Here is a 12,299-nt window from a genome sequence, read left to right as displayed (position 1 = left end):
CTCTTAGAACCCTCTTAGGGCGCACCGGAAGTCTGCCGCCATGACCACACGAGACACTCCCCCGGCTCCCCTGTCCGTCGTGATCGGTGCCGGCGGCACCGGTGGCCACATCTATCCGGGGCTCGCTCTCGCCGAGGCCCTGCGCGCGGCCGTTCCCGACGCCGTGGTCTCGTTCATCGGGACCGAGCGCGGTCTGGAGACCGAGCTGATACCGCGCGCCGGGTACCGGCTGCACACCGTCGACATGATCCCCTTCGATCCCGCGCTGGGCGCCAAGCGCTACCTGCTGCCCGCCGCGCTCCTGCGGTCGGCCGGGCAGGCGCGGACGGTGATCCGGGCCCAGGGGGCGCACGCCGTCGTCGGCATGGGCGGCTACCCGAGCGCGCCCGCCGTCCTCGGTGCCCGGCTGGCCGGACTGCCGGCGCTGATCCACGAGTCCAACGCGGTCCCGGGGCGCGCCAACCAGTTCGCGGCCCGACTCACCCCGCACGTCGCCGTGGCCTTCGACCGCAGCCGGGAGCATCTGGCGGGTGGGGAACGGGCGCTGACCACCGGGATGCCGATCTCCGCGGCCCTGGCCGGTCTCGCCGAACTGCCCGGTCACGAACGGGCGTTGCTGCGCGCCGAGGCCCGGCGGGCGTTGGGCGTACCGGACGGGCGTCGGCTCGTGGTGTTCAACGGCGGCAGTCTCGGCGCCGTCCGGCTCACCGGGGCGGCCGTCGGGCTGGCCGGGCTCTGGCAGGGGCGGCACGACGTGCAGCTGCTGATCAAGACGGGGCCCGCGGCGCTGCCGGACGCGGTGGCGGACCTCGCCGCGTCGGGCGGGCAGCGGATCGCGCGCGCCGTGCCGTACCTGGACCGGATGGACCTCGTGTACGCCGCCGCGGACCTCGTGGTGTGCCGGGCCGGATCGGCGACGGTCGCGGAACTCGCCGCCACCGGCGTCCCGTCCGTCCTGGTCCCGTACCCGCACGCGCCGGGCGATCACCAGACCCACAACGCGCGGGTGCTGTCCGACGCCGGCGCGGGGCTGTTGCTGCCCGACGCCGCCGCCACCACCGATCGGCTCGCGGACCTCGTGGGTCCGTTGTTGGCGAACCCGGCCCGGCTGTCGGCGATGGCCGGCGCCGCCGACCCCGGCCCGCACGCGCGGGCCGCCGAACTGCTGGCCGCGGAGGTCCTCCGCGTCGCCGGCATCACCCTTCCCCTCCTGGAGCGAGCATGAGCAGCACGAACAACTGGAACGGCCGTACGGTCCTGGTCACCGGCGCCGAGGGATTCATCGGCTCGACCCTGGTCGACCTGCTGGTGGCCCGGGGCGCCCGGGTCCGCGCCTTCGTGCACTACAAGCCGTACGCCGAGAAGGGCCACCTGGCGCGGTACCTCGCCGAGCCGGACGGACCCGTGGAGATGTGGGCCGGAGACATCCGCGACGCGGGCCGGGTCAGCGACGCGGTGGCCGGCTGTGACACCGTGTTCCACCTGGCGGCGCTGATCGGGATCCCGTACAGCTACGCCTCGCCCGGCGCGTACGTCCAGACGAACGTGACCGGCACGGAGAACATGGCCGAGGCCTGCCGTCGGCACGGGGTGCGCCGGCTGGTGCACACCTCGACCAGCGAGGTGTACGGCACCGCGCTGACGGCCCCGATCGCGGAGAGCCACCCGCTCCAGCCGCAGTCCCCGTACTCCGCTTCGAAGATCGGCGCGGACATGATGGCGCTCTCCTTCCACCACGCCTTCGAACTCCCGGTGACGGTGGTGCGGCCGTTCAACACGTACGGTCCGCGACAGTCCGCGCGTGCCGTGATCCCGACGATCCTCGCCCAGCTGCACTCCGGGGCGGACGAGATCCGTCTCGGATCCCTCTCCCCGACGCGGGACTTCACGTATGTCACCGACACGGCGGAGGGCTTCCTGGCGGTCGCGGAGTGCGACCGGGCCCTCGGTGAGGTGGTCAACCTCGGGACGGGTCGGGAGATCTCCGTCGGGGACCTGGCGCAGGCCCTGATCACGGCGTCGGGCCGGGAGGCCCGAGTCGTGGTCGATCCGTCGCGCCTGCGCCCCTCGGGCAGCGAGGTACAGCGGTTGCTGTCGGACAACTCCCGGGCCCGCGAGTGGGCTCGCTGGGAGCCGCGGGTATCCCTCACGGAGGGGCTGCGTCGTACCTCGGACTGGATCGCGGCCAACCTCGCCCTCTTCGCCCCGGACCGCTACCAGGTCTGACCGGACGGGGTGCTCCCGGTCGACCGGGAGCGCCCCCGCCCCTGGGCGTGACCGTCGGGTCTCCCCCTGTGCGGTGACGCTTCGGCCGGACCACGCGTCGGGCGAGAGTCGCAGGTCAGGACCCGTGGGCGACCGCCGGGACACGGGCCTGTCGGCGGGTGTCAGGTTGCTACCATCACGGCGATCAGAGGAACTGGCCGACCTACGGAACGAACCGGAGATCTCGCGTGTCGGAGCTGAACCCCATCGGATTCCACACCTTTGTCGCGAACCTCGGTGTCAAGGACACCACCCGCGACTTCACGGTGGTGGTTTCCGAGCACCCCTGCGCCGCGGCGGCCGTGTTCACGCAGTCCCGGTTCGCCGGACCGAGCGTGTCGCTCAGCCGCAGGCACGTGGCCGACGGATCGGCGCGCGCGGTGGTGACCGTGTCCAAGAACGCCAACGTCGCCAACGGGGAACGCGGTGCGCGTGACGCCGAGGAGGTCGTCGCGCTGACCGCGGAGCTGGTGGGATGCGCGCCGCAGGAGGTGTTGATCGGATCGACCGGGGTCATCGGGCGGCCGTACCCGATGGAGACGATGCGGGCGGGGATCCCCCGGGTACGGGCCGGCGAGGAGGCCGACTTCGACGCCGTCTCCGAGGCCATCATGACGACGGACACCCACCCGAAGCTGGCGCGGGCCCGGATCGGATCGGCGACCCTGGTCGGAGTTGCCAAGGGCGTCGGCATGTTGGAGCCCGACATGGCCACGCTGCTCACGTACTACTTCACCGACGCGGCCCTGCCCGCCGACGAACTCGACGCCGTCTTCCGGCGGGTGATGAACCGGACCTTCAACTGCGTGAGCGTGGACTCGGACACCTCCACGAGCGACAGCGCCGTGATCCTCGCCAACGGAGCGGCCGGCGAGGTGGACGTCGCGGAGTTCGAGGCGGCCCTGTACGCCGTGGCGGAGGACCTCACCAAGCAGGTCGCCCGGGACGGGGAGGGTGCCACCAAGCTCATCGAGGTGGTCGTGGACCGGGCGCGGGACGAGGAGCAGGCCCGTCGGGTCGCGAAGGCGATCGTCAACTCGCCGCTGGTGAAGACGGCCGTCCACGGATCCGATCCCAACTGGGGGCGGGTCGCGATGGCCGTGGGCAAGTGCAAGGACGACACCGACATCGACCCGGACCGGGTCGTGATCCGCTTCGGCGACCTGGTCGTCTACCCGCAGGCCGAGCCGGACCTGGCCGGGCTGACCGAGGTCATGAACGCGGACGAGGTCCTGATCCACGTCTCCCTCGAGACCGGTACCGCGGCCGCCCGGGTCTGGGGCTGCGACCTGGGCGACGGCTACGTTCGGATCAACGCCGACTACACCACCTGACCTCCGCGTGGGTCGTGGCGGTCCCGGGCCCCGGCGGACGCCCGTCCGTAGGGCCGCCCGGGTGACGGCGCGCGCCCCGACCGGCCGGAGCGGGCCGGGCGCCGCGGTGGTGGGCTACGGTCCCGCACGTGACGGATGCGAGCGGCGTGAACGACAACGACTCCGACGGCGGGGCCGGAACCACCGCCCTGCGGGTCCTCGTCCTGGCGGGGTCGTCCCGTCAGGGTTCCGTGAACGCCCGGCTGGCCGCCCTCGTCGCCGGCGAGGTCGAACGGTCGGGCGCCACCGCGGACCTCGCCGGCATCGGGGAGTTCGCGATGCCCACGTTCGACGGGGACACCGAGGCGGCCGAGGGCCCGCCGGCCGGAGCGGCTGCCCTGCGGGAGCGGCTCCTCGCGGCGCAGGCCCTCGTGATCGCGTCTCCGGAGTACAACGCCTCCATGCCCGGAGTCCTGAAGAACGCCGTCGACTGGGTCTCCCGCTTCCGACCCCAGCCCTTCAAGGACAAGCAGACCCTGCTCGTGTCGGCCTCCCCCTCGCTGGTCGGCGGGAACAGGGGACTCTGGGCGCTGCGGGTTCCCCTGGAGCACCTCGGGGCCCGGGTGTACCCCGACATGTTCAGCCTCGCCGCGGCGCACTCCGCCTTCGGCGAGAACGGCGAGCTGACCGACCCGGGCCTGCGCCAACGGCTGGCCGACACGGTCGATTCGTTCCTCGCGCTGGCCGAGGCCGACACCCGGTACCTGTGCCTCCAGCGCCGTTGGTACGAGTTCCTGGGCGACGAGAGCAGCGCCCCGGTGACCCAGCGCGCGGAGGACTGAGCGCCGGGCACCGACCCTCGCCGGCGCCCCCTACCGCGCGCTGTCCATCGGCACCGTCGGCGGGACCTCCCGCTGGTGCGGGATCCCCGCGGTGGGTACCGACCGGAATGCGTCCTCGGGTCGCATCGCGACCGTACGGGTGGGCGCCGGGATCGAGATGCCCTCGTCCCGGAACCGCCGGTGGAGGCGCTTGATGAACTCGTGCTTGATCCGGTACTGGTCGCTGAACTCCCCCACGCCGAGGATCACCGTGAAGTTGATCCTGGAATCGGCGAACGTGTGGAAGCGGACGGCCCCTTCGTGGTCGGGGACCGCCCCGTTGATGTCCACCATCACGCTGTCGACGACCTCCAGCGTCACCCGTTCCACGTGCTCCAGGTCGCTCTCGTAGCCCACCCCGACCTGTACGAGGATCGACAACTGCTGCTCGGGCTGGGTGAAGTTGGTCATGTTCGTGCGGGCCAGCCGGCCGTTGGGGATGATCACCAGGTTGTTCGACAGGTTGCGCACCACGGTGTTGCGCCAGTTGATGTCGACGACGTAACCCTCCTCCCCGCTGGTGAGACGGATGTAGTCGCCGGGCTGCACCGTCTTCGAGGCGAGGATGTGCACACCCGCGAACAGGTTGGCGAGGGTGTCCTGGAGGGCCAGGGCGACCGCCAGTCCGCCCACGCCCAGCGCGGTGAGCAGGGGGGCTATGGAGACACCCACCGTTTCGAGGGCGACGAGGACCCCCATCGCGAGGACGACGACCCGGGTGATGTTCACGAAGATGGTCGCCGAACCGGCCACCCCGGTCCGCGACTGCGCCAGGGACTGGACGAGACCCGCGACGACACGGGCGGCGGCGAGCGTGGCGATGAGGATGAGCAGCGCGGTCAGGGTCTGGTTCACGAAGCCCGAGACCCTCGCGGTCAGGGGGAGGGTCGAGGCCGCCACCGCCGTGCCCGCGATGACCGCCGCACCCGGCGCGAGGGTGCGCAGGCCGTGGACGATGATGTCGTCGCCGCTCCATCGCGTCCTCAGGGCGTGCTTGCCGAGCCAGCGCAGCAGGGCGCGCAGGAGCAGGGCCCCCGCGCAGCCCGCGGCCAACGCGATGCCGGCCACCAGCCAGTCGTGCAGGACGAGGCTCCGGTTCAACGGGCGTCTCCCGTCGCGCGGCGGTCCGGGGAGGGGGCCGCGGGCGCCGCCGGGCGTCGTATCGGGTGTGTCGTCACCTTGTCACCTGTCAGTTCGTCGTACGAAGAAGCCCGTTCGGGCGTGTGTGCGATCCGGAACGGGCTGCCATCCTGCCGCATGGGAACGGAAGGCGGCGCAGGTGGGGCGGGCGGAGCCGCTCGGCGGACGGAGCGGAACCGTCCCGAGTGGCTGGATCAGGTGGTGGGGAAGTCGGTGGCGCGGACGATCCCGTCGAGTTCGATGTCGATCCAGGCCCGTTCGGCGTCGGGATGGGTGTTGTCCACGACCGCCCAGCCCCGGGCCCCGTCGGGGGCGGCGAGCTCCACCAGGCGGTGGTCCAGGTGACCCGTGATCATCACGGCCATCAGGGACAGGTACTCGCGCTGGAGTTCCGCCGGGAGGTGGTGTTCCGCGGGCACTTCCCACGCGGTCCCGTGGTCGTCCTCCAGCAGCGCGCAGGTGGTTCGGACCGCCGTGATGAGCGCCTCGAACCGCTCCCCGTCCAGGCGTGCCCGCAGCAACTCCAGGTAGGAGCCCAGGACATCGGCCGCGTGGTCGTCGCCCGGTTCCCTCGGATGATGCTCGATCATGCCCCCACCCCTGACGGCCGCGTCCAACCGCAGTGTAGGGAGCGACCGACGGGGCGGCGATGCTCTTCGGCCACACCGCGTGCTTCCCCCGCCTCTCCGGCCACGGCCGACCCGCGGTGCGGTCCGGGCGGCGAAGCCGTTCGACCATGCCTCTCGCATATTCCTTCTGAATGCGCGTTCGGCAACGCCTGGATGAATTCCACATCCCCCCTCGTCTTACATTGACAGTGCGCCGCGCCCTGCGGGTTAATTACTTCACGCGTGGCCTGATGTGGTCGCGCGTGGCGGGATCAGGTCAGTCCGCGACCGGTTCATCCGGCGGTCGGGGTGTGACCCCCGTGGCGAGGTCTCAGTAGAGGGGTGTTCCGATACTGATGTGCACGCGAGTGCGCTGACGATCGTACATTGAGCGGGTATTGGCGAATCCGACTCTTCCGTGGGGGGATCAATGGCCCAGCTCGACTTTTTCTCCGTTCCCGATTTCCACCTTCCGTTCGGGAACTCCAAGCATCCGCAGGCCGCGCGTGCCAACAACGAGGCCACCTCGTGGGCCCTGCACCACGAACTCGTCACCGACGCCTCGGAGCAGTTCGCGGGGATCGGCTTCGGCCATCTCGCCGGCCGCGTCAGCGGTGAGGTGCCCTACGAGAAGATCGTCCTCCTCGCCGAGTGGATGGCCTGGTCCTTCGTCCTGGACGACCAGCACGACCACCTCATCAGGACGGGCGAGTTGACGGCCTGGCGGCCCGTCACCGACACGATCACCACGTACCTGGCCACGGGCAGGACGGGCGCGGCGTCCTCGCGGCCCAATCCACTGGTGACCGGGTTCATCGACCTGTGCGACCGCATCCTCGCGGGCATGTCGGAGGTGACCGCCGCGCGCTACCGGGCCCATGTCCCGCTGATGTTGGGCTCCTTGGACCAGGAGGCGGGCAATCGCGGGAACGAGGGGCAGCCCTCCGTCGAGGACTACGTCCTGATGCGGCGTCACAGTTCGCAGATGCTGCCGATGATGGACGTGGTCGAGGCGGGCCTGGGCATCGACGTGCCGCCGCACATCCACGAACTGCCGGAGTTCCAGGCGCTCGTCGCCGCCTCGGTCGACATCATCTCGTGGGGCAACGACGTGTTCTCGCTGCCGAAGGAGTACTCCTGCGGGGACAACAACAACCTGGTCTCGCTCATCTCGGCGTGGGAGGGCTGCTCCCTCTCCGACGCGGTCCGGGCCGTCGAGGGGCGCATCCAGACCCGCATCGAGGAGTACCTGTCCGGAAAGGACCGCCTGTTCCGGGTCATCGATGCCCGAGGTGATGTCGACCCCGCCGTGCGGGCCGTCGTCTCCCGATGCGTGCGCAGCCATGAGGACTGGATGATCGGCGCGGATCTGTGGCAGCGTTACGAGTGCACGAGGTACCGCGACGAACGGTTCGCGGCCGGGCTGGAGTCTGCGTACATCCGCCCGGATCTCGTCTCGGTGGCATGACAGGGAGTCGACCCATGGCTACGCAAGTGGAACATTCCGGCCCCGCGGTCAACGCCCCCGTCGCACCAGGGCGGTTACCCCTCCTGGGTCACGCACTACAGCTGTGGCGGCAACCGATCGCGTTCCTGGAGTCGTTGCGCGAACACGGCGACATCGTGCGCCTCGACATCGGCACGTGGCCGATGCACGTCCTCACCAGTCCGGAGCACGTGCACGCCGTACTGGTGCAGCAGGCGCAACACTTCGGCCGCGGCCGGATCTTCGACCGGCTCCGCCCCGTGTTCGGCAACGGCATCGTGACGACCGACGGGGAGTTCCACCGCAAGCAGCGACGGATGATGCAGCCGGCCTTCCACCGCAACCACATCACCGACTACACCGAGGTGATGAGCCGGCAGGCGGAGAGCATGTCCGCGTCGTGGACGGCGGGCCGCGAGATCTCGATGGTCACCGAGACGCGCGGGTACGCGATGTCGTCCGTGGCCGAGATGATCTTCGCCGGCGAGCTGAGCCGGCCGGCGATCACCGAGGTGCACCGCTCTCTGCCCATCGTCCTGGAGGGCATGCTGGTCCGCGCGGTCATGCCCAAGGCCCTTGACCGGCTTCCGATCCCGTACAACCAGCGGTTCGACGCGGCCGCCACCCGCCTGCGTCGGACCATCGACGAGGTGATCGCGCAGTACAGCGCCGAGAGGAGCCCGGAGGGTCACGACCTCCTCTCGCTGTTGTTGTCCAGCGTGGACGCCGAGTCGGGCGCGACGATGGCCGCCGAGCAGGTGCGGGACGAGGTGATCGCCATCATGCTGGCCGGCACGGAGACCTCGGCCACCACCCTGGCCTGGGTGTTCCACGAACTCGGCCGCCATCCCGAGGTGGAGAGGCGCCTTCACGAGGAAGTCGACGCGGTGGTGGGCACCCGCCCCGTCCGAGCCGACGACATACCCGAACTCACCTACACGAACAACGTGTTCAAGGAGGCACTGCGCCTGCACTCACCACTCCTGTTCACCAGGCGGGCACTGGCTCCGCTCACCCTGGGCGGCGTGTCGATCCCCGAGGGGGCGGAGCTGGCCTACAGCCCGTACGCGTTGCACCGTGACCCGGCCCTGTTCCGTGACCCCACGGTCTTCGACCCGGACCGCTGGCAACACGAGGGGAACGAGCGGGGACGCGCCCAGAAGTACATTCCGTTCGGCGCCGGGCAGCACAAGTGCATCGGCGACTCGTTCGCGGTGACGGAGATCCTGACCGCGGTGGCGAGCGTGGCTTCCCGCTGGCGCCTGGTGCCCGCGCCGGGCGTCACGGTGCGCGAGGTGCCCGCCGGGATACCCCAACCCAGCGAACTGCCCATGATTCCCGTCGCGCGGCACTAGGCGCCGTCGTCGAGGTGGCGCCGGTGAGGCCCGCGGTGTGCCGGTGCCGTGCCGGGCGCCGCGGGCCGGGCGAGACGTCGACGACAGGGCCTGGGCCGTCCGCGAACGATCGCGTTGCTTCAAGGCGGCTTCTCGCCAGTCTCCTGACGTGCCCCTCGGGAAACGTCAGCCGAGGATACAGAGTTGTCCTCGAACGAGTGGCGAGATGCCGCGATAATGTGCTTAAGCAGCAACAACTCCACCCCCGGCCCGTACACTCGGCCGCACGCGCCGGAGGGGGCAAGAATGTCAGACGTCACGGAACCGCCAGGGTGGGCTACCCAGCCCTTACTTGAGCGCGAATCCGAAGTTCTCGCGATCCACCGCGCGGTGGACGAGCTGTGCGGTACCTCGCGCACCGGTCCCACGTCCCGCCGCGGCGGCGTGCTGACCTTCGCCGGGGCCGGCGGCATCGGCAAGACGAAGCTGCTCGGCGAGGCCCGACGGCACGCCATGGAGCGCTCCTGCACCGTGCTGTTCGCCCGGGGCGGCGAGCAGGAGAAGCAGACGCCGTTCCACGTGATGCGGCAGCTCATACAACCCACGTTCGCGGCGATGAGCGAGGACGGACGACGCGACGTCCTCGGCAACTGGTACGGCATCGTCGCGCCGGCCCTCGGTCTGACCGCCGCTCCCAAGGGTCCGACGGCACCCGACCCGCAGGGCGTGCGGGACGGCCTCGACTGGGTGGTCACACATCTGACCGTGCGCAGCGCACCCGTCGTGCTGATCGTCGACGACGCGCACTGGGCGGACGCGGAATCCCTGGCGTGGCTGACCGCATTCGCGGCGCGGGCCGAGGAACTGTCCATGCTCATCCTCGTGGCCTGCAGGCCGGACGAGATCCCCGCCGACGCCGGCTCACTGCGCGCCCTGATGGGGCGCCAGGGAACGCGTCCGCACGAGTTGGCCACGCTCACCACGAGCGCGGTGGCGCGCATCGTGCGCGACGCCCTCGGCGACAGCGCCGACGACGTGTTCTGTCGCGAGTGTTGGGCGATCACGGGCGGCAATCCCTTCGAGGTCGTCGAGTTGGCGATGAGGGGTCGGGCCCGTGGGTTGAAGCCCCACCAGGAGAACATCCCCCAACTGCGCGACCTGGCGTCCGCCGTCAAGGGCAGCGGCCTGATCGACCGCCTCGATCAGCTCGGCCCGTCCACGGTCCGACTCGCGTGGGCCGCCGCCGTACTCGGTACCGCCGTCCCGATCGGCATCGTCGCGAGCGTCGCGGCCCTCGGAGAGGCGCAGGCCGCCGAGTCCATCGACCGTCTGCGCAACGCCCGCATCCTGACCGTCCTCACCAGCCTGCACCGCAAGGAGGTCGTCGAGTTCTTCCACCCGCTCATCGCGACCGCCGTGTACCGGTCGATTCCGCCGGGCGTGCGCGTGGGCATGCACGGGATGGCGGCGCAGGCCATGGTCGACGACGGCTTCGGCGCCGCGGCGGCCGCCCGCCACCTGTTGGAGATGCATCCCGAGGGTGACCCCTGGGTGGTGCAGCAGCTGCGTCAGGCAGCACGCGAGAGCTTCTCCGCCGGCGCCCCCGACGCGGCCCGCCGTTACCTGGCCCGCGCGCTGCGCGAACCGCCGAGCATGGAGGACCGGGCCGAGGTGCTGTTCGAGCTCGGCTCCGCCAACCTGCTGCACGAACCCGCGACGACCATCAACCAGCTCCGGGCCGCCCTGGAGGAACCCAAGACCGAGCAGGCGCTGCGGGAGGCGATCACCTACCGTCTCGCCCAGGCCCTCGCCCACACGGGCCAGATGGCGGAGGCTGCCGGTCTCCTCTCGGACGAGGCACGACTCTCGTCGAGTTCCCGTACCCGACTGCGGATGCAGGCCGAGCAGTTCAAGTGGAACTCGGTCCGGATCGACGAGGACAACTCACCGGCCCGTTCCCGGTTGCTCGCCCAGTTCGCGAAGCGACTGAGCGGTCGCGGCCTGCCCGAGCGGCACATCCTGGGGCTGCGGGCCTGGGACGCCGCGATGCGCGGCGAATCCGTGACGACGGCCCTGGACTACGCGGAGCAGGCGCTGACCGGCGGCATGAGCTGGACCGACCAGGACTTCGGGTTCGAGGTGCCGGCGGTCGTGGCCGTCACGCTCATGTACTGCGACCAACCGGGCCGCGCGGAGGAGCTGTTCAACACCGCCATCGTGGAGTTCGAGGACAAGGGCTGGCGCGGAGCGCACCTGTCGTTCGTCTACACCCTGCTGGGATACGTGCGGTACCGGCGCGGGCGGCTCGCCGAGGCCGAGGACTTCGTGCGCAACGGCCTGCAGATCGCCGACCGTGTCGGGCACGGCATCCCGGCCCAGTGGTACGCGATCGGCACGCTCATCGAAACGTTGCTCGCCCGCGGGAACACGGCCGAGGCGCAGCGGGTCGCCCAGGCCTACCGGCTGGCGGAGGAGCTGCCCAAGGCCGTGGTCTATCCCGACCCACAGGCCGTCCGGGGCAAGCTTCTGCTGGCCCAGGGACGGATCGACGAGGCGGAGCAGCAGCTCAGCGCGGCGGGCAAGCGACTCGACCTGCGCGGCACGCGCAATCCGTCGTGGAGTTCGTGGCAGCTGGACCTGGCCTTGGCGCAGGTCACCCACGACCCCGACCAGGCACGCGCCACGGCGACCGAGGCGTTGGCACGCGCCCGCGCGTTCGGGGCGGCGAGCGTGATCGGGCAGTCCCTGCGCGTCCTGGCGACGACCATGGACGCGTCCCGGGCGGCCGTGCTGTTGCAGGAGGCGGTGGGTCATCTCGAACAGTCGCCGGCCGCCTGTGAACTCGCGCACGCGCTCGTCGATCACGGTACGGCGTTGCACACCCTGGGCGATCCGCACCAGGCGGCCCAACAGCTCTACCGGGGCATGGAGACCGCCGCGGCCTGCGGCGCCGACGCGCTCGCGGCCCGTGCCCGCTCTCAGCTCGCCTCGGCGGGGCTGCGCCCGCGCCGTCTGCACACCTTCGAACAGGAGACCTTGACGATCGCGGAGCACGCGGCGGCGCGTCACGCCGCGCTCGGGCTGGACAACGCGTCGATCGCAAGGGAGTTGGGCACCGATCTGCGGACGGCGTCCGAGCTGTTGTCGGCCTCCTTCACCAAGCTGGGCACCGATCGGCTCGGCCTGCGGCGGGCCCTGGGGATCTGATCGACGGTTCGGGCGATGCCGACGGGCGGCCACGACACGGCCGCCCGTCGGCGCGTCCGCGGGTG

The 12,299-nt window shown here is 71.0% G+C and carries 9 protein-coding genes; 7 read left to right on the top strand and 2 right to left on the bottom strand.

Annotated elements, in window-relative coordinates; all coding sequences use genetic code 11:
- The first annotated feature begins 40 nt into the window (after positions 1–40).
- The 4 genes from ACQEVM_RS15040 to ACQEVM_RS15025 all read left to right on the top strand — a co-directional run bounded on the left by ACQEVM_RS15040 (position 41) and on the right by ACQEVM_RS15025 (position 4,420).
- Entirely contained in the window at positions 41–1,225 is a 1,185-nt protein-coding gene (locus ACQEVM_RS15040) for a UDP-N-acetylglucosamine--N-acetylmuramyl-(pentapeptide) pyrophosphoryl-undecaprenol N-acetylglucosamine transferase (RefSeq protein ID WP_433078841.1), read from the top strand.
- Positions 1,222–2,226: an SDR family NAD(P)-dependent oxidoreductase gene (locus ACQEVM_RS15035; protein WP_433078839.1), complete on the top strand. Its 1,005-nt coding sequence runs from the start codon at positions 1,222–1,224 to the stop codon at positions 2,224–2,226. The genes ACQEVM_RS15040 and ACQEVM_RS15035 overlap by 4 nt, the downstream gene beginning before the upstream one ends.
- Before the next feature lie 227 nt (positions 2,227–2,453).
- A complete protein-coding gene (gene argJ, locus ACQEVM_RS15030) occupies positions 2,454–3,599 on the top strand; it encodes a bifunctional glutamate N-acetyltransferase/amino-acid acetyltransferase ArgJ (protein WP_433078837.1) in 1,146 nt (381 codons plus the stop codon).
- A gap of 128 nt (positions 3,600–3,727) precedes the next feature.
- A complete protein-coding gene (locus tag ACQEVM_RS15025; RefSeq protein ID WP_433078835.1) occupies positions 3,728–4,420 on the top strand; it encodes an NADPH-dependent FMN reductase in 693 nt (230 codons plus the stop codon).
- A gap of 30 nt (positions 4,421–4,450) precedes the next feature.
- On the opposite strand, the gene ACQEVM_RS15020 is transcribed toward ACQEVM_RS15025, so the two are convergent.
- Together ACQEVM_RS15020 and ACQEVM_RS15015 are read right to left on the bottom strand one after the other, a co-directional pair.
- Positions 4,451–5,560: a mechanosensitive ion channel family protein gene (locus ACQEVM_RS15020; RefSeq protein ID WP_433078833.1), complete on the bottom strand. Its 1,110-nt coding sequence runs from the start codon at positions 5,558–5,560 to the stop codon at positions 4,451–4,453.
- A 233-nt stretch (positions 5,561–5,793) separates the two neighbouring features.
- The gene (locus tag ACQEVM_RS15015) at positions 5,794–6,189 is read right to left on the bottom strand and encodes a hypothetical protein (RefSeq protein ID WP_433078831.1); all 396 of its coding nucleotides are present in this window, start codon (positions 6,187–6,189) and stop codon (positions 5,794–5,796) included.
- Positions 6,190–6,637: 448 nt separating this feature from the next.
- Between ACQEVM_RS15015 and ACQEVM_RS15010 the strand changes: the two genes are divergently transcribed.
- From ACQEVM_RS15010 to ACQEVM_RS15000, 3 genes are all read left to right on the top strand, one after another.
- Positions 6,638–7,675 carry a terpene synthase family protein gene (locus tag ACQEVM_RS15010; RefSeq protein ID WP_433078829.1) on the top strand — a complete coding sequence of 346 codons (1,038 nt, stop codon included), beginning with the start codon at positions 6,638–6,640 and terminating at the stop codon, positions 7,673–7,675.
- Between the two features lie 14 nt (positions 7,676–7,689).
- Entirely contained in the window at positions 7,690–9,048 is a 1,359-nt protein-coding gene (locus ACQEVM_RS15005) for a cytochrome P450 (RefSeq protein ID WP_433078827.1), read from the top strand.
- A gap of 369 nt (positions 9,049–9,417) precedes the next feature.
- Positions 9,418–12,234, top strand: a complete 2,817-nt coding sequence (locus tag ACQEVM_RS15000) for an ATP-binding protein (protein WP_433078825.1) — start codon at positions 9,418–9,420, stop codon at positions 12,232–12,234.
- The last annotated feature ends 65 nt before the right edge of the window (positions 12,235–12,299 follow it).

This window comes from Streptomyces sp. CA-243310 (assembly GCF_050936775.1).
Taxonomy (GTDB): Bacteria; Actinomycetota; Actinomycetes; order Streptomycetales; family Streptomycetaceae; genus Streptomyces.
The sequence above is the reverse complement of the archived record's forward strand: the minus strand, read 5'-3'. Positions and strand labels throughout refer to the sequence as shown.